At 61.9% G+C, this 19211-nt stretch carries 10 protein-coding genes; 6 read left to right on the top strand and 4 right to left on the bottom strand.

The genetic code is table 11. The features are described from left to right. Position 1 precedes the first annotated feature (1 nt). The 5 genes from ASO19_RS06470 to trhO all read left to right on the top strand — a co-directional run bounded on the left by ASO19_RS06470 (position 2) and on the right by trhO (position 12145). Entirely contained in the window at positions 2 to 6514 is a 6513-nt protein-coding gene (locus ASO19_RS06470; RefSeq protein ID WP_103765640.1) for a type I polyketide synthase, read from the top strand. Next, positions 6511 to 8334 (top strand): AMP-binding protein, encoded by a 1824-nt coding sequence (locus ASO19_RS06465; protein WP_103765639.1) that lies wholly within the window; start codon positions 6511 to 6513, stop codon positions 8332 to 8334. The genes ASO19_RS06470 and ASO19_RS06465 overlap by 4 nt, the downstream gene beginning before the upstream one ends. Before the next feature lie 70 nt (positions 8335 to 8404). Then, a complete protein-coding gene (locus ASO19_RS06460; protein ID WP_043558991.1) occupies positions 8405 to 9574 on the top strand; it encodes an autotransporter strand-loop-strand O-heptosyltransferase in 1170 nt (389 codons plus the stop codon). Next, on the top strand, positions 9571 to 11091 hold the full coding sequence (locus tag ASO19_RS06455; protein WP_086431563.1) for an autotransporter strand-loop-strand O-heptosyltransferase: 1521 nt from the start codon (positions 9571 to 9573) through the stop codon (positions 11089 to 11091). Before ASO19_RS06460 ends, ASO19_RS06455 begins: the two co-directional genes overlap by 4 nt. A gap of 109 nt (positions 11092 to 11200) precedes the next feature. Beyond that, on the top strand, positions 11201 to 12145 hold the full coding sequence (trhO, locus tag ASO19_RS06450) for an oxygen-dependent tRNA uridine(34) hydroxylase TrhO (protein ID WP_103765638.1): 945 nt from the start codon (positions 11201 to 11203) through the stop codon (positions 12143 to 12145). 68 nt (positions 12146 to 12213) lie between these two features. On the opposite strand, the gene ASO19_RS06445 is transcribed toward trhO, so the two are convergent. The 4 genes from ASO19_RS06445 to uvrA all read right to left on the bottom strand — a co-directional run bounded on the left by ASO19_RS06445 (position 12214) and on the right by uvrA (position 18457). Beyond that, a complete protein-coding gene (locus tag ASO19_RS06445) occupies positions 12214 to 14379 on the bottom strand; it encodes a TonB-dependent receptor (RefSeq protein WP_103765686.1) in 2166 nt (721 codons plus the stop codon). A gap of 239 nt (positions 14380 to 14618) precedes the next feature. Continuing rightward, a complete protein-coding gene (locus tag ASO19_RS06440) occupies positions 14619 to 15164 on the bottom strand; it encodes a DUF2946 family protein (protein WP_258036034.1) in 546 nt (181 codons plus the stop codon). 3 nt (positions 15165 to 15167) lie between these two features. Beyond that, a complete protein-coding gene (locus ASO19_RS06435) occupies positions 15168 to 15506 on the bottom strand; it encodes a DMT family transporter (protein WP_043558985.1) in 339 nt (112 codons plus the stop codon). Between the two features lie 14 nt (positions 15507 to 15520). After that, positions 15521 to 18457 (bottom strand): excinuclease ABC subunit UvrA, encoded by a 2937-nt coding sequence (gene uvrA, locus ASO19_RS06430; protein ID WP_181005216.1) that lies wholly within the window; start codon positions 18455 to 18457, stop codon positions 15521 to 15523. A gap of 137 nt (positions 18458 to 18594) precedes the next feature. On the opposite strand from uvrA, the gene ssb reads away from it, so the two are divergent. After that, positions 18595 to 19161 carry a single-stranded DNA-binding protein gene (ssb, locus tag ASO19_RS06425; protein WP_043558983.1) on the top strand — a complete coding sequence of 189 codons (567 nt, stop codon included), beginning with the start codon at positions 18595 to 18597 and terminating at the stop codon, positions 19159 to 19161. Positions 19162 to 19211 lie beyond the last annotated feature (50 nt).

Genomic DNA, 19211 nt, shown 5'->3' with positions numbered 1-19211 from the left:
CATGAGCCAGACATACACTTCCGATGAAATCGCCATCATTGGTGTTGGCTGTATTCTGCCAGCCGGGCTGGGGGACAGGGATGCCCTCTGGCAGTTTCTGCTGGAGCGTCGGGATGGCTGCGTGCCTGTTCCTGATGACCGCTGGGGGCGCAGACGGTTCTATGACCCGGTTGACCAGACCCCGGGCAAGACGACCATGCAGTATGGTCATTTCGTAAGGCCGGAAGACCATCAGTTCGAGCCCCTGTTTTTTGGCATTTCTCCCCGTGAGGGGATGGTGATGGACATCCAGCAGCGTGTTCTGCTCGATGTGAGCTGGCGTGCCATGGAGAATGCCGGTGTGATTCCCCGTACGCTCGAGGGCAGCAGGACGGGTGTTTTCATGGGCAGCTTCACACAGGACCAGCTCGTCCAGTGTGGCAGCCCTTTCATGCAGTCGCAGATTCGTGACCAGTTTGCGGCGGTGTCTTCCTGCATGACCATGTATGCGGCCCGTCTTGCCCATGTGTTCGGGCTGCAGGGGCCAGCCATTGCCATGGATACAGCCTGTTCATCCTCGCTGGTGGCCATGCATCAGGCCTGCAACAGTCTGCGTCTTGGTGAGTGTGACGTGGCTCTGGCAGGTGGCGTGAACTTCATGGTGATCCCGCAGACGGCCATGCTCATGACCAAGGGCCATTTTCTGGCCAAGGATGGCCTGTCAAAATCTTTTGCGGCAGATGCGGATGGCTATGGGCGTGGTGAGGGCTGCGTGGTCCTCATGCTCAAGCGCCTGAAGGATGCCATGCGGGATGGGGATGACATACGGGGTGTCGTGTGCAGCTCCGGTGTGAACCAGGATGGCCGGACTCCGGTTCTGACCATGCCGGATGCCGGGGCGCAGGAGGCGTTGATCCGGGATGTGCTGCGTCGGGCGAATGTGGCAGCGCGGGATGTGGCCTATGTCGAGGCACATGGCACGGGGACGCCTGTTGGCGATCCGATCGAGGCCAAGGCCATTGCACGGGCCATCGGGCAGTACCAGCCGGAGGGAAGCAGCATTCTCGTTGGCTCGGTAAAGGCCAATCTGGGGCATATGGAAGCGGCAGCTGGTGCTGTGGCTGTTCTCAAGACCATGCTGTGTCTGGAACATGGCATGGTGCCCGGACAGGCGAACCTGAAGGAGCTGAACCCTGCCATTCCGTTCGAGGAGTATCGCGTACAGGTGGCGCAGGGAGAGGCCACGGCTCTGCCTGAGCGGGAAAAGCTGTATGCGGTTGTCAATTCCTTCGGTTATGGCGGGACGAATGCCGTGGCCCTGCTGCGCCGCCCGACCGAGGCGGAGCGGAAGGTGGCCCAGCGTCGGGCCGTGCGGGATCATCGGCTGAAAGGCGTTCGTCCGGCGGGTTTCATGCAGCGTGTGCCGCTGCTGCTCAGTACGTTTGCGGAGCCCTCGCTGGGCTATATGGCCAAAGCGTATGCTGAACGGCTGGAAGGTGGGCAGGCCGGGCATGGCCTGTGGGAGGCTCTCTGCTTCTCGGCAGCCCGGTACAGGGCACGGTTCCGGCAGCGGGCGGTGATCCTCCCGGCCCGGGGAGAGGATGAGATCCCCCAGGCCCATGAGGCCTTGCAGGCTTTGGCCGAAGGGCGGACCCATCCGGCCCTGTTCACGGGCAAGGCTGTCGTGGATGAGGCTGTAAAACCGGTTTTCCTTTTTTCCGGCATGGGGCCGCAATGGTGGGGGATGGGCCGCCATCTCCTGCGCAAGGGGCCGCCGGAGGTTCGTGCGCTGGCCCGGCGCTGTGATGAACTGTTCATGAAGATGGCAGGGTGGTCCCTGCGGGCTGAACTGCTGAAGCCGGAACAGAAATCCCGTATTCAGGAGACGGAAGTTGCCCAGCCTGCCATTTTCCTTGTGCAGATATGTCTGGCAGCTTTTTTTGCCCGGCATGGCGTAACGCCGGGCGCCATTGTCGGCCATAGCGTGGGAGAGGTGGCAGCGGCGCATGTCAGTGGGGCACTGACGCTGGAAGACGCCGTGACAGTCATTTATCACCGCAGCCGCCTTCAGGCGACGTTGGCAGGCCGGGGCACCATGCTGGCTGTCGGCATGGGCCGCAGCCTGCTGGAAGAACGGCTGGAGGCCTTCGGTGGCAGGCTCTCTGTGGCTGCCATCAATAGCAGTGAGTCCTGCACGGTGGCTGGCCCCCGTGATGACCTTGCCGTGCTGGAGGCAGACTGCCAGAGGGAAGGCGTGTTTGCCCGGTTCCTGAAGGTGGATGTGCCCTATCACAGTCCTGACATGGCTGCGATCGAGGCAGAGATGTTGTCCTCCCTGGCCCATCTCCAGCCCAGTGCTCCAGCGATTCCGCTCTATTCCACCGTTACGGGCAGGTTGTGGGACGATGGGGCGCTGCATGATGGTGCCTACTGGTACGCCAATGCCCGGGAGCCGGTCCTGTTCCATGAGGCCATACGGGCTCTGTTGCATGATGGTCACGTCATTTTCCTTGAGCTTGCGGCCCACCCGGTGCTGGGGGCATCCGTGACAGGCTGTGCTGGGGAGGGACGTCACGAGGTGGCTGTCATTCCGACATTGCGGCGCATGCAGGATGATGCAGAAGGGCTGTTGCGGGCCCTTGTCCGCCTGACACTCAGCGGGGCAGAGCCGGACTGGCGACATGTCCTGCGGCCGGAGCGGATGGAGCTGCCCTTCTACCGGTGGGAAGAAGGGGGAAAAATGTGGCTGGAGACCGAGGCCTCCCGCCGTGACCGCCTGGACACGCAGGTCCACCCCGTTCTCGGCGCGCCCAGTCTGCTGGAAAGCCGTGCCTGGAGGGCTGATATCGGCGTGGCCTCCATGGAATGGCTGATGGACCACAAGGTCCACGGTATGGCGCTCTTCCCGGCGGCTGCTTATGTCGAGGCTGCTCTTGCGGCTCATGCCCAGCTGGAGGCCAAAGCTCCGGCCGTGATCGAGGACATCACGATCAGCACACCGCTGGTCGTGCAGGAGGGGCAGGCGCCGGTTGTCATGTGGCGGTTTGACATGGCGACCCGCCGTCTCGTTTTTGACAGCGAGACCGTGGCCTGGAATGGGGACTGGCAGACACATGGGCAGGCCACCATCCTTCAGGCGGCTCCATGGTGTGCAGCATCGGAAAAGAACAGGAATTTTGATTTCGCAGCCCTGTGTGCGGGAACGGCCCATTTTGAAGGGAAAGAGGTTTACGAGGCTTTTGCCGCCATGGGGCTGGATTATGGACCAACCTTCCAGACCCTGCGGCACCTGTATCGTGGTGAAGGGTATTCCGTGGCGGAGATTGCCCTTGAGGATGGGCAGGCCGCCACGCTGGAGGAGTATCATCTGCACCCGGCACTGCTGGATGGTGCCATGCATGCTCTCATCGGGGCTTTCCCGTTTGAGGAGCAGAAGGACGTGTACGTTCCGGCGTCCATCGAGCGTATCAGCTATATGGGGCAGAAGGTCTCCCGGGCCCATGTGATGGTGACGCCAACCCTGCGGACCTGCCGCAAGATCGTGGCCGATCTGCGGCTTTTCACACCGGAGGGTGAGCTGCTCTGCGAGGTGATGGGCCTGTGCTGTCGTCGTGTGGCCCGTGGCGGGCATGAGGCGTCATCTGCGGCACGGCTGGTCTATGCGCCAAACTGGATGAGTGCGGAGCGACAGGTGCTGCTGAGCGAACCGCTGGCCATCACTCTGCTGGGTGAAGGTAATGGGCTGGTGGCCGGATTGGCAGACCTGCTGGAGGATAATGGTGCCGAGCTGACCGTCAGCTCCCGTCTGGATGGGGCTGATCTGGCGGAGCAGCTGGATCAGGAACCGTTCCTCGCCAGACAGCGGGCGTTGGTGCTGTTCCCGCATGGCGGGGATGATTACCAGCAGTGCCTTGATGATATGGCCGCCTGCGTGGCGCTGTTCCAGCGTGTGCCGACACGGGCACGCAAGCGGCGCCTGCCGGTCATCATCGTGACCCGTGGCGCTTATGGCAGGGATGGGCAGGCGCAGGCGCTCCAGCGGGCCTTCCATGGTCTGTTTCGTGGTGCTGCTGCTGAGCGTGTTCTGGACCTCGCCGTACGGTGTGTTGATGTTCCTGCCGAGGGCACAGAGGCCTTTCTGGAGGATATTGCGGCCGAACTCGTTCTTGAGGACACATCGGAGGATACGGTCTGGCTGCGTCAGGCTGATGGCGGGGCTGGCCATGGGGCGGCTCCAGCCGGGGAGATGGTGGAACGCATGGTCCAGCGGCTGGTATCTCCGCCACTGGAGCCCGATCCCCAGCCTGTTCCGCTGGAGCAGATCATGGGGGGACAGGATGATGGTACCGTCGGTGTCCGCCTCGAGGCCAGCCGGTCCGGGACACTGGATGGTGTCACATGGCAGGCTTTTGCCGTGCCGGAGCCGGGTCCGGGCGAAGTCAGACTCCGTACCCGCATGGCCAGCCTCAACTTCAAGGATGTGCTGAAAGCCATGTCTCTTCTGCCGGAGAGCGTGACGGAAGGGACCTTCAGCGGCGATGCGCTCGGGCTGGAATGTGTGGTTGAGGTCGAGGCGGTTGGAGATGGGGTTGAGGACATGAAGCCGGGCGACATGCTCGCACTTGTCTATCCCGACAGTTTTGCATCCCGCCGCATCGTGAAGGCCAGTGAACTGGCCTATTGTGCCCTGCCCCTGTCGGAAGAGGCCCTGCCGTTCTCGCTGGAGCAGATTGCCGGTCTGCCGCTGGTGTTCGTGACAGCCTATTATACGCTGGTCCACCTGGCCCAGCTCCAGGAAGGGGAGAGTGTTCTCATCCATGCCGGGGCTGGTGGCGTGGGGCAGGCCGCCATCCAGATTGCCCAGCTGAAAAAGGCGGTGATCTATAGCACGGCAGGCAGCCAGGAGAAGCGGGATTATCTGCGTCAGCAGGGCTGTGCGGGTGTCTGGGACTCCCGGACGCTGGAATTCGTGGATGGCATCCGTGAGGCCACCAATGGCCGGGGTGTCGACGTGGTGCTGAATTCCCTGCCCGGTGAGGCGATGATCCACAGCCTGCGGCTCGTGGCGCCGATGGGGCGTTTTCTGGAGATCGGCAAGCGGGACATCGTGGAGCATCGGGCGTTGGAGCTGATGCCTTTCAATGAAAATCTGGCCTATTTCTCCTTCGACATGGATCGGATGATGCCGCACAGGAAACTGTATGGCGTCATGGACGAAATCCTGCTGCTGGCCCGTCAGGGGAAATTCTCCTTCCCGCAGACACGCATCTTTCCGGCCGCAGAAGCGTCCGAGGCCTTCCGCTACCTCATGTCATCCCGGCACATAGGCAAGATCATGCTCTCCTATGAGGACATGAGCGGCCTCAAGGCCCGCCCGCTGCCGCAGGTTCAGCCGGGATTCAGCCGCAGGGGGGCGTATCTGATCACTGGTGGCATGGGCGGATTTGGCCTCAAGACAGCAGAATATCTTCTGTCCCAGGGGGCAGGGGTGCTGCATCTGGCAGGGCGGTCCCTGCCGAAAGACCCGGAGCGTAAACAGGCCATCGCAATGCTGAAGAAGCTGGCCGAAAGTGTTGGCGGTGCGGTGGTGACCCATCGTCTGGATGTGACGGATCAGGAGGCTGTGCGTCGTCTGGTCAGGAAACTGGCCCGGGATGATGTGCCGCTGCGGGGTGTCTTCCATGCCGCCGGTGTGGTGGATGACCAGCTTCTCAGCAGGATGGATGCGGCGAATGTCGCCCATGTCATGGCACCCAAGGTATTGGGGGCCCAGGCGCTGGATGATGCCACCCGTGGGCTGGAGCTGGATCATTTCGTGCTGTACTCCTCCTTTACGGCAGAGATCGGCAATCTGGGGCAGAGCAGCTACATGGCGGCCAACAGCTACCTCAATGCCCTGGCTGAAAACCGGCGCCAGCAGGGGCTGCCCGCCATGGCGGTGGGCTGGGGAGCCATTGGGGATGTGGGGATGTTGACCGAGAGTGATGCTGCCGGTCGCATGTTTGATGTCGCTGGCATCAGAACCATGATGGCGGCGGACTCTCTGGCGTATCTGCCGGTGCTCTATGGCGTGGACCGCAGTGACGTGTCTCTGGTGGACCTCAACTGGGCGCAGGTGTTCGGGGCGCTGGCCTGGCTGAAAACTTCGGCACGCTTTACGCTGTTGCAGCAGGAAAGCCTCAAGGGAGGCATGTCGGGCTCGGTCCAGCTGCTGATGAGCATGCCGGAAAATGAGCGTCTGGATTATGTCCTGTTCCGTCTGAAACAGCAGCTTGGCTCCGTGTTGCAGGTTGAGCCGGAGACGATCGAGGACAGTGCCCGCCTTTCCGAGCTGGGGATTGACTCCCTCGCCGGTGTGGAACTTCAGACAGCCATCCGGTCGGAGTTTGGGGTGGATGTGTCCCTCGTGCTGCTGGCCCGTAACGAAACCATTCTCGAAATGGCCCGCAGCCTGCTGCGTCAGGCGGTAGTGATGGCCCAGCAGGGGGGCACGGTTGCTCTGGAAGGGGCACAGGCCGTCGGAGGGGAAGCATGATCCCCTGGACATGCCATATTGTCCGCCAGTCCGGTTATGTGGTCGAGTATTACGACAATGGGTTCAGCATACTGGACAGGTACGAAAGCAGACTGGATGAGATGCTGAGCTTCCGGGCGGAGGAGCGGCCTGATGAGCTTCAGTGCGTTGCACTGGACCAGACGCTGGAGGTTGCTGCGTCCCTGACATTCCGGCAGGCGCATGAGTGGGCATGCCGGGTGGCGGGACTGGTGAGCCGTTTCGTGCCGGAGCGGGGGCTGGTCCTGCTCTGTTTTGAGAATGAGGCGGCAGTTGTGGCGGGGTTTTTTGGCTGTGTTTATGCCAATACCGTGCCTGTGCTGGGTGTGTATCCCAGCATGGTGGGCAGTGTGGACCGCCTGTTTGACATTCTGGAGGATTCCGGTGCGGTCGCCGTTCTGGGGCCACGGGAGACCCTGATGGGGTTTCGGCGGCAGGCGGCGGGCCGTGCCCGCAAGGTGAAGTGGATTCCCGTTGAAGGAGCTGAAAGTGCCGAGCCGCTCCAGCGCCGCCATGCGGCAGACCTGGATGATACGGCGCTTGTGCAATATACGTCCGGCTCCATAGGGCGGCCCCGTGGTGTGAAGGTCACGCACCGCAATCTGGGGACGAACCTGCATCTGCTGGCCATCCGCAGTGACTTCTGGCTCAGCCGGCGTGGGCTGGTCTGGCTGCCTCTGTCGCACGATATGGGATTGGTAAGCCTCATGTTCGGTGTGGCGATGGGAGGCACGACGTGGCTGATGAAACCGGAGCATTTCATCACCCGTCCGGAGCGCTGGGTGCAGGCGATTGACCGGTACCGTCTCAATTTCTCCATCGGTCCCAACTTTGCCTATGAGCTTCTGGCCCGGCATGTCCCGGATTCCGCCCTGGAAGGGCTGGACCTTTCCTGCTGGACACAGTCCGTCATCGGTGCGGAGATGATCGAACGGGGAACGGTGGAGCGGTTCTTCAGCCGGTATGGGCCGCTCGGGGTGAAGCCGTCCATTCTGCGGCCGGGTTATGGCATGGCTGAGACAACCCTCATGATCACCGGTGACAGCCGGGACGGTGAGGGCGTGTCTTTTGCCACGTTTTCCCGTGCCGGGCTGGCAGAAGGGCGGGTCGGCCCGCCCCGTGATGAGCATGACGAGCGTGTTCTCGCAGATTGTGGCCGTGTGATTGAGGAGCACGCCGTTCTTGTCGTGGACCCGGAGACGGGAGACAGCCTGCCGGATGGTCAGGTGGGCGAGCTATGGCTGAGTGGCCCCTGCGTGACACCGGGGTATCTGAACCGGGAGCAGGAAAACAGGGAACGTTTCGTCACGGGGGCGGATGGTCGCATCTGGTTCCGCAGCCGGGATTCAGGCTTTCTCGTGAAGGGGCATCTGTTCGTGACAGGTCGCATGGAGAACAGCTTCCCTGTTGGTGACCACCGCTATGACCCGGATGATCTGGCACAGGCTGTCCGGCAGGCCTGTCCTGTCTTTACCAGCCGGAGTGTGGCGGTTTTCCGGCATGAGGGCGTGTTGTGCGTCATGGGGGAGCTGTCCCTGGCACAGGCAAGGCAGGTGGCAGGGTACGAGAGGCTTCTGGCCGACATGGCCCAGGCCATAGGGCGGGTCTGCCCGGTCCGGCAGCTGCGCTGTGTTCTGGTGCGGCAGGGCGGCGTGTTTCGCACGCCAAGTGGCAAGATACGTCTTGCGGCTACAGCCGGGGCTTTTGCAGCGGGGCGCCTGCCCATCGTGGCAGAGCAGCTTTTTGGTCAGGAGGCACTGGAGAGGGTCGAGATTCTGGCCTGGGGAAAGACGCCGCTGTGATTGGTTATGATGGTGACGGGTGGAGAGGCGCCCGGGGGAGAAGGAAAGGCATGTATGCGAGTGTGTGGCCATGAGTGATAATGACAGGGTCGTTCTGACACAGGTTGGCCCCGAGGGCATCCGGTATGATTTCATGGATGGCTGTCGTGTCTGGGTGCCGGAGGGGGCCCGCTGGACGGTCAGCCTGCGTGATGTGGATACGGATACTGTCCTGTTCTTTCAGGAGATCAACGGGTCCGGCATGGTGCAGAGCCTCAAGCGTTACTATGTCCGGTTCGAGATCACCGTCTGCAAGGATGGCAGCGAGGTCTTTACCCATGTCTGCGACCTGAAGGACCGTGAAGTGCTCATCGTGATGCAGCTGGGCGGGCTGGGAGACCATATTGCCTGGGTAGGACAGGCCGCTGCCTTTGTGGAGGAGCATGGCTGCCGGGCAAGCTTTCTTGTGAACGGGGCTCTGATTTCCCTTTTTGAGGATGCTTATCCCCATATCCGCTTCATTGATGAAGAGGACGTGGGCGACAGGCAATATTACGCACGGTATAGGGTTCTGGTTTTCTTCGGGGACAGGGAATTCACCTGTCAGCCCAACGATTATCGGCAGACGGGTCTTTCCCATATGGGGGCTTACATTCTGGGACTGCCACCGCAGGACAGGAAACCACGTATTGTGGTGGATCCGGGCGGGCGCCCGATGGAGGAGCCCTATGTCTGCATCGGGGCGCAGGCTTCGGGTCTGAGCAAATACTGGAATAATCCCCGTGGCTGGTATGATCTGATCCGCTTTCTCAAGGAGAAGGGATACAAGGTGGTCTGCATTGACAAAGACCGTGTGGCAGGCCCTGTCACGGCGGTGCGGACCATTCCTCATGGTGCTCAGGACGAAACAGGTCCCCGCCCGCTGACAGAACGGGCCCGCTGGCTGAAACATGCCGAGTTTTTTGTGGGGACATCCTCCGGTCTGTCATGGCTGGCCTGGGCAGCCGGAGCCCGGGTGGTCATGATCAGTGGTTATACAGAGCCATATAACGAGTTTTATACGCCATACCGTGTCATCAACAGGCATGTCTGCAATGGTTGTGCCAATGATGTGAACATCGACCTGCAAGCGGAGGATCCTTTCTTCTGTCCTCATCATAAAGGCACGGAGAGGATGTTTGAGTGTTCACGCGGGATTTCCTTTACGCAGGTCAAAAAGGCCATTGAGCGGATTCCGGGTTTTGGAGAGCTGTCAGAATGACTGAAAAGAAAACGGAACGTGTTCTTCAGGATATCGTCGCTCTCAAGGCCCCTTCCTCGGCATCACGTCTGCCCTTTACGGAGGAGACGGCAGGTTCTGGCCTGGAGGAGCAGGGGGAACAACAGTCTGTTGTCTCCTCTCTTTCCGCCGCGGAGCTGCCATCTGTCCCATCCGGGGCAGGTGATGCGGGATCGTTGAAGGAAAAGGACGATGGCATCGAGAGGCTGCCCCATCTGCCTTTTCCTGCGCCTGCCATGGAGCCGACGCAGGAAGGTGACCACGGCCTTCGGTATGATTTCAACTTCGGCGTCCGGGTGAAGGTGCCGGAGGGTGAGCAGTGGCGGCTGCGTTTCTGGGACATGGATACGGATACCTGCCTGTATGACGGCAAGGTTGGTGGGGAATATGTTTCCTCCCGCAAAAAGTATTTCATGAACGTGCTGATCGAACTGTTCGATGGTGAAACGCTTGTCTGGACGCACGAATATGATGCACGGGGCAAGAAGGTCGCTGTCCTCATGCCGACAGGCACTCTGGGGGATCCGCTGGGCTGGGTCCCTTATGCCGACCGGTTCGGGCGTGATCATGACTGTGAAATGACCATCGTGACCAGTGAGGTGATCATCGACCTCATGGGGCCGGCCTATCCGCATGTCCGCTTCCTGAAGGAAGAGGAATTTGCGGATGTGAAGGACGAATTCTACGCCACCTATTACATCGGGCTGTTCTTTCATGATGTGGAACAGGCCTGGCAGCCGCGGGACTTCCGTGCCGTTGGCCTGCACAGGACAGCGGGGTGGATTCTTGGCGTGGATCCAACAGAGATTCGCCCGAAGGTGGTCATCGAGAAGGCTGATACCCGCCCGATCGAGGAGCCTTATGTCGTGGTGGCCGTGCAGGCTTCCTGTGCCTGCAAGATGTGGCAGAATCCATTCGGGTGGCTGGATACGGTCCAGTATCTGAAGAGGATGGGGTATCGGGTCATCTGTATCGACAAGGACCCGGTGGTCGGGCACAATATTACCTGGAACCACATACCCAATGGCGTGGAGGATGAAACAGGGGAGCGCCCGCTGGCAGAACGGGCCCGCTGGCTGAAACATGCCGAGTTTTTTGTCGGTCTGTCCTCCGGCCTGTCATGGCTGGCCTGGGCTACCGGTACGCCTGTCATCATGATCAGTGGTTTTACGGACCCGATCAACGAGTTCCATACGCCGTACCGGGTGTTCAGCAACCATGGCTGCAACAGTTGCTGGCACGATATCCGGACGCCCTTCCAGCATGACGATCATCTGTTCTGCCCCCGGCACAAAGGGACGGACAAGGCGTTTGAATGTACACGCAACATCAGCACATCGTATGTACTGTCCGTCATCAAGAAGCTGTGCAGGGATCATGGCTATGTGCCACCGGCTGTGGCCGCCGGGGAACCCTGGCCTGATGATGCAGAACGGATCGCCATGGTGAAGGGAAATCTGCATTACGAGCACAGGCATGAGGTGTACTGGGAGCTTTGAGCCTTCCAGTGGCGGGCCGGCAGCATCTCCTGTCTGCCGGAGGGTGCCATCTGCTGGTCAGCCTGCTAGAAGGGCGGTCAGGTTCCTTCTTTGCGAGAATGGTTGACTGATGACAGATACATCCCTGCCGGTCTGCGTGGCCGCCCTCTATCATTTCACGGCGTTTGAGGATCACAAGTCCCTGCGCCAGCCCCTTCTGGAGCTGTGCCAGAAGGAGGGCGTGAAAGGCAGCCTGCTGCTGGCCCGTGAGGGCATCAATGGCACGATCGCCGGGCCTGATGCAGGCGTCGATGCCGTACTGGCCTACATCGACAGCCTGCCGGGCTGTGCCGGGTTCGATTACAAGAAGTCCCGGGCGAAGACGATGCCCTTCCTGCGGATGAAAGTGCGGCTGAAGAAAGAGATCGTCACGATGGGGCAGCCGGACATTGACCCCCATGTCTGCGTTGGCCGTTATGTCGAGCCGAAGGACTGGAATGCCCTGATCTCTGACCCTGATACGGTCGTGATGGACACACGCAACGACTATGAGGTGGCCATCGGCACCTTCCGGGGTGCCGTGGACCCGAACTTGAAGACATTCCGTGCCTTCCCGGAGTGGTTCCGCAACTGGCGGAAAGAGGTGGAGGCACAGGGCCGCACACCGAAGATCGCCATGTTCTGCACGGGGGGCATACGGTGCGAAAAATCTACCGCCTTTGCCCGGCAGGAAGGGGTGGAGGATGTGTACCATCTGAAAGGCGGCATCCTGAAATATCTGGAAGAGATTCCAGAGGAAGAAAGCCTGTGGGATGGCGAATGTTTCGTGTTCGACCAGCGTGTGTCGGTCGGGCATGGGCTGAAACTGGGCAGGTATGACCTCTGCCATGCCTGCCGTGCGCCCATCAGTGCGGAAGACAAGGAGTCGCCCCAGTATGAGGAAGGCGTGAGCTGCCCGCATTGTTACGGGCAGAGAACGGATGCCCAGCGGCAGCGTTACCGTGAACGCCAGCGTCAGGCGCAGCTGGCGGCAGAACGGGGACAGGCCCATCTGGGGGATGAGGCGCAGGGCTGACCGGCTTTTCAGCCCCGGTCTGCCGTGGAAAAGGCGTCCCCCGAAATGGGGTGACGCCTCCATCTTGTTCAGAAATGTTCCCGCAGGGTCAGGTTGACGGACCGGCCCATGCCCAGAACAGCCCCGGGAGGGCTGCCCGCCGTGCTGACGGCCCGGCCCCCAAGCGGCAGGGCGTAACGCTGGTTCAGCAGGTTGTCGAGGCTCACATCCAGCTGAAGATAGCGGGACCAGTGATACCCGGCTCCGAGATTGAACAGCGCATAGCCGGGTGTCCGGGGCTCGTTGCGGACCCAGTCCACCGTATGTTTGGCTTTGACAAGCACGACTTCCGCCATGCCGTGCCACGGGCCGAAATGCTCATGCAGGCGGATGGTCCCGTTGAGCGGCATCTGCTGGTACAGTCCCGAATGGGTCTTGAAGTCCTGCCCCCGCACCCAGTTCAGAGTGGCGGAGAGTTCCCCCGTGCCCCAGTGTGTATTGTCCCACAGGGTCGTCCGGCCAGAGGCGTTGATGCCGTAGCTCTGGGCATTGTGGTTGGCGAACTGGAGCAGGTTGAAACCCCGTGACAGGGCACCGATGCGCACGACGTTCATGTAATTGTGCGTGTAGGTGTAGAAAGGCTGGATCATGGCCTCCCACTGGTGGTCATCCGTATCGTGGAAGCGGAATGTCACGCTGGTGGTGTTGGCGACTTCAGGTTTCAGGTTCAGGTTGCCGACATAGCCGTTGCCATCACCAAACCAGTTGATCATCCGGGCCGTCATGCTGTCCCGGCTCCAGCCATAGCGTTCATACAGGTTGGGGGAGCGTGTCTTGCGGGCATAGCCGCCCTCAATGTTCAGATAGGCACTGGCCTTGTAGCGCACCAAGGCTGTGACATCGAAATTGTCATCCGTGCGGCCCCGGCGGGCACTGTTGAAGGCACGTGCGGCCGCCTGATTGGTGCTGCCCATGTTCATGCCAGACATACCCATGCCGGACATGCCCATATCCGACATGTGGCCCATGCTCATCATGTTCATGCCAGACATTCCTCCCATTCCCATGTCATTCATGGAGGAGAGGCCCTGATAGGGAGAGACCGGGCCGGTATTCATCATGATGACGTCGCTGCGCATGCCGAGTTCGGTGGAGAGGCGGGGCGTCCATTGGGCATTCCACTGGATGAAATGGCCAAGATGGTCCCGATGGGCACCGTTCAGGCTGTGGAACGTGCCCGGCCCCATCATCATGCTGCCCATGACGGGCGGCCACCAGTCATTGAGGCCATCATGACTGAAGGCACTGCCGATCTTGAGCTGATGGCGTCGCCCAAGCGGCATGGTGGCGACCAGACTGTAGCCTGCCGTCCGGCCATCGCTGTTCATGGGCATGCCGGTCGTGGCGCTGTGGCCGCCCTTGTCGGCCAGCATGTTCATGGCATGGGTCACACGCTGCCAGTAGCCCCGGGCCTCCAGCGTCCCCCAGCCGAAGGTGCCCACATATTTGCCGTTCACGAAGGTGGAGCGGTTGTTGGTCTCGTCCATGTACTGGTTGGGGAAACCCTCGTAGGGCGTGTCCTGCTGTCCGAATGTCAGGCTGAAGAGATGGTTCTTCAGTTTCAGGCCCGCCGTCACATCATGATTGAAGCTGAGATAGCTGCTGGAGAGAACCCGTCCGCCACGCCCTCCGGCGGTGTAATCGCTGGCATGGGTGTAGGAGCCGCTGTAGCGCAGGCTGAGCATGTCATTGGCAACCGTGATGGAACCACCGGCACCGGAGCCGCCGCCATTGCTGCGCCAGTCTTCTCTTCCATCGCCTGTCACGAGGATGTTGCCTTCCCGGGCGAACTGCGGGTCTTTCCGTTCCACGGAGATGGTGCCCCCCGTGCTGTCTCCGCCGAGGCTGACAGGCGTGATCCCGGCAATGGCCACGCTGTGGGACACTTCATCCAGGCTGATCTGCGAGAGGGCAGGATTCATGTGGTTGGGGCAGTCCGCCATCAGGGGCATTCCGTCCACGAATGTGGCGACCCGGTCATCCGCCATGCCGTTGAGAACGGGCAGGCTGGCGATGCCACCTGTTCTGTAGCTGCTGTAACCCGGTACGTCCCGGAACAGGGCCGCCGTGTCGGCTGCCTGCGTGAAAGGGCGCCGGATGGCTGTGACGCTGATCTCTTCAGCCGGTCGGTTGCTGGAGGAGGCTGGGGCCTGGCCAGGCTTCAGGGAGGTGGGGACCTGCCGGATGGGCGACATCTGCGGCCTGTCCGGGGGGCTGGTCGTGGTCCCAGGGCCGGGGAGGGAGGAGCCGGAGGCTGGCAGGGTCTGGGCGGTGGCCTGTCCGGCTGGCAGGATCACACCTCCCAGAAACAGGGTGGTCAGGGCCGGACGCACGATACGTCCACCCGTGCAACGGGGAAAAATAGACAAGAGTCATCCATTCTGAAGAAAACATGCGGAAAGGCCGACACGCAGCCTTCTTCAGGCCGGGCCGGTCAGGCGGATGCGTGGCTCAGGATGGTGACGGGTGGCCCACGGCTCGGTGGCCGCTGGCGGGTCGGTTCTGGCGGTGCCTGTGCGGGAGGAGCCGCCTGCCATATCTGGCGGGCCAGCCGGGTGCAGCTCAGCAGGACGGCAAGGATGGTCAGTGCGAGCAGGACATGGTCCAGCAGGGGGCAGAGGGGACAGTCCAGCCCGTGATGGTGGTGCCCGCCAGAATGATGATGGTCCATCAGCAGGGGAGCTGATGGTGCTGTCGGGCTGTGGGGATGGCAGTGCGCCTGTGGTTCCACACCCTGCCCCATGGTGGCATGATCCATGCCCGGCATGATGGCGGCAGGGATGGCTTCTGGCCGGGGGGCGATGTCGATGCCTGTCAGCCGCAGGATGGCGGCCCGGGGGCTTTCATCGGGCAGGCTGGCGGCCGTGAGAAGGGTCTGTGCCCCGAATCCCAGCAGCATGACCAGTACCATGAGGAGGCGCAGCGGCGTCCAGCGGAACAGGGCAGAGGTCATCAGGCCGTGGGTGGAGAGAGCCTTCATGGGTCAGTGCCGGACTCCACCGGAGAGACAGGCCAGCAGCGTGCCCAGCATGATCAGCCCTACGCCCAGATAGGCCGTCAGGGACAGGGGCTGACGGAAGATGGTCACGCCGATGAGGACGATGCAGACGATCCCCACCCCGCACCAGACGGCATAGGCGATGCCAAGAGGGACGCATTTGAGGGCCTGTGCCAGACAGAAGAAGGCCGCTCCATAGAGCAGGAGCGAGCCGATGGTGGGCAGGGGCCTGCGGAACCCGTTGGAGATGTTGAGCAGGCTGGTTGCCAGAACCTCCAGCAGGATGGCCCCGAACAGGAAGAGCCAGGCAAGAAAAGGCGTCATGGCGACATCCTATATCAGGATTTCTTTTTTCTGCCACCTTCCCTGCCGGTACCCTGCTGCGGCGTGGCTGGTGCCGGGCCTGTTTTCCCGGCGGCCAGCATGGGGGCGAGGAACTGCCCGGTATGGCTTTCCTTGCAGGCGGCAATGTCTTCTGGCGTGCCGGTGGCGACAACCTGCCCACCGCCTGCACCGCCTTCCGGCCCGATATCGATCACCCAGTCCGCCGTCTTGATGAGATCAAGGTTGTGCTCGATGACCAGCACCGTATTGCCCTGTTCCACAAGGGCATGAAGGACATTCAGCAGCTTGTGGACGTCTTCGGTATGCAGGCCGGTGGTGGGTTCATCCAGCACGTAGAGGGTCCGGCCCGTGGCACGGCGGGCAAGTTCCTTGGCGAGCTTCACACGCTGGGCCTCACCACCGGAGAGGGTGGTGGCCTGCTGGCCGAGGGCCACATAGCCCAGCCCCACCTGCTGGAGGATGGAGAGACGGTCCGCAATGCGGGGCACGGCACTGAAGAACGGCACGGCCTCGTCCACTGTCATGGCCAGAACGTCGGCAATGGATTTGCCCTTGAACTTGATCTCCAGCGTTTCCCGGTTGTAGCGGGCCCCTTTGCAGGTATCGCAGGTGACGAACACATCCGGCAGGAAGTGCATCTCGATCTTCAGCACGCCGTCACCCTGGCAGGCCTCGCAGCGCCCTCCCTTGACGTTGAAGGAGAAACGTCCCGGCTTGTAGCCCCGTGCCTTGGCCTCCGGCAGTTCGGCGAACCAGTCCCGGATGGGGGCGAAGAGGTCCGTATAGGTGGCGGGGTTGGAGCGGGGTGTCCGCCCGATGGGGGACTGGTCGATCTCGATGATCTTGTCGAGCTGCTCGGTGCCTTCCAGCCGTCCATAAGGGAGGGGGACGGCAGCGGACTTCATGATCTGCCGGGCCAGCCCCTTGTAGAAGGTATCGGTGATGAGTGTGGACTTGCCGCTGCCGGAAACTCCCGTCACGGCGATGAAGGTGCCGAGCGGGAACTTCACGCTGACATTCTTGAGGTTGTTTCCCTTTGCCCCGTGGATGCTCACCCAGCGTCTGCTCTTGCGGCGGGTGGCGGGGACGGGGATGCCCCGGCGGCCAGCCAGCCATGCGCCCGTCAGACTGTCGGGATTCTGGGCGACCTCTTCCGGCGTGCCGCAGGCGATGACGTGCCCGCCCTGTGTTCCGGCTCCCGGCCCCATGTCGATGAGGTAGTCCGCCTGCCGGATGGCATCCTCGTCATGTTCCACGACAAGGACGGTATTGCCGAGATTCCTCAGCCGCTCCAGCATGGTGAGCAGGCGGGCATTGTCCCGCTGGTGCAGCCCGATGGAGGGCTCATCCAGCACGTAGAGGACGCCCGTCAGGCCGGAGCCGATCTGCGAAGCCAGCCGGATGCGCTGGCTCTCCCCGCCGGAGAGCGTGCCGGAACTGCGGGAGAGGGTGAGATAGTCCAGCCCCACACGGTCGAGGAAATGCAGCCGCTCGGTGATTTCCTTGAGGATGCGCCGGGCGATCTCGGCCCGCTGGGGTGTCAGGCTGGCCTCCACGGTGCTGAACCAGGCAAGGGCCTCGCTGATGGTCAGGTCAGAGGCCTCGGCAATGTTGCTGTCATTGACCTTCACGCAGAGGGCTTCCGGCCGCAGGCGGGCACCGTGACAGGCCGGGCAGGGCATGGCGGACTGGTACCGGCCCAGGGCCTCCCGGACATGGACGCTGCTGCTCTGCGCCAGACGGCGTTGCAGATGGCTGATGATGCCTTCGAAAGGCCGGTGGATGGTGTGTGTCTTCCCCTTGCCATCCTGATAGGGGATGCTGACGGCTTCCGGCCCGCCATGCAGGAGGAACTGGCGTGAACTGTCCTTCAGCCTGTTCCATGGGGTGTCCAGCGTTTCCTCGCAATGGCGGGCCAGGGCGGCGAGGGTCTGGTCAAAGAGCGGGTCCTGCTCATTCCGCCACGGGGCAATGGCGCCTTCCCGCAGGGTCAGGCTGTCATCGGGGATGATGAGGTTGGGGTCGAAATGCGTTTCCGTACCCAGCCCGTCACAGGTCGGGCAGGCTCCCATCGGGGCGTTGAAGGAGAAGAGGCGGGGTTCCACACTTTCCAGCATGAAGCCGGATTCCGGGCAGGAATAGCGTGAGGAGAAGGAAGCCTTCAGCGGCTCACGGTCTTCCCCGCTGCGGAGGACTTCCTCGACAGAGGCCAGGCCGTCCGAGAGGTCCAGGGCGGTTTCAAAACTGTCGGCCAGCCGGGTTTCCACACCGTCCTTCAGCACCACACGGTCCACCACGACATCCACGTTGTGGCGTGTCTTGCGGTTCAGCTTCGGGGCGTCGCCGATCTCGTAGAGCGTGCCATCAATGCGTACACGGGCGAAGCCACGGCGGGTCAGCTCGGCCAGTTCCTTCGCACAGTCGCCCTTGCGGTCCCGCACGACCGGGGCCAGCAGCATGAGCCGTGTGCCGGCGGGCATGGCCATCACACGGTCCACCATCTGGCTGATGCTCTGGGCCTCGATGGGCAGGCCGGTAGCCGGGGAGTAGGGAACACCCGCCCGTGCCCAGAGCAGGCGCATGTAGTCGTGAATTTCGGTGATCGTGCCGACCGTTGAGCGTGGATTGCGGGAGGTTGTTTTCTGCTCAATGGAAATGGCCGGGGAGAGGCCCTCGATGGAATCAACATCCGGCTTGCCCATCAGTTCCAGAAACTGGCGGGCATAGGCGGAGAGGCTCTCCACATAGCGACGTTGCCCTTCGGCATAGATGGTGTCGAAGGCGAGGGAGGACTTGCCGGAGCCGGAAAGGCCCGTCAGCACGGTCAGCCTGTCCCGGGGGATGGTGACGTTGACGTTCCGCAGGTTGTGCGTACGGGCACCACGGACGATGATGTGGCTTGTGCTGGCAGGGCGGGCTGTGTCTGTCACGCTATGTCCTCATTACGGCCTTTGTGGCAGGTATGGATGCACGGGCGGTCCATCTGTGCAATATAGGCAATATGGGTACACGGTGCCAGAATCGAACCGTGGCAATGAAAAGTTCTTGAGAGAAGTGGAAAAAACGCATGGCAGGTAGCGTAAACAAGGTCATTCTGGTGGGAAATCTTGGGCGTGACCCGGAGGTCCGGAACACCCAGTCCGGCAGCAAGATCGTCAATCTGGCTATCGCTACCAGCGATACGTGGAACGACCGCAATACAGGAGAGCGGCGTGACCGTACGGAATGGCACCGTGTCGTCATTTTCAACGAGCGTGTCGGTGATGTGGCGGAACGTTATCTGCGCAAGGGCCGCAAGGTTTATATCGAAGGCGAGCTGCGTACCCGCAAGTGGACGGACCAGCAGGGCGTGGAGAAATACACGACCGAGGTTGTGATCGATCGCTTCCGTGGCAATCTTGTCCTGCTGGACAGCCAGCGTGGCGGTGGTGACGGCGGCGGCTATGGTGATGATGGTTATGATGGTGGTTATGGTGATGGCGGCAGCAACTGGGCTGGTGGCGGGTCCGCTCCGGCGGGCCGTGGCGGTGCCGGTGGTCGTGGTCAGCAGGGTGGCAACTTCGGTGGCGGTGCTGGCTGGGACAGTTCTTCCGGGCAGGGTGATCAGGCGCTGGATGACGAGATTCCGTTCTGACCCTGTCCTTTCATGAGGCACGGTCCGGTGGGTGCCATCGGGTCGTGCAG

This window comes from Parasaccharibacter apium, from assembly GCF_002917995.1.
GTDB lineage: Bacteria > Pseudomonadota > Alphaproteobacteria > Acetobacterales > Acetobacteraceae > Bombella > Bombella apis.
The sequence above is the reverse complement of the archived record's forward strand: the minus strand, read 5'-3'. Positions and strand labels throughout refer to the sequence as shown.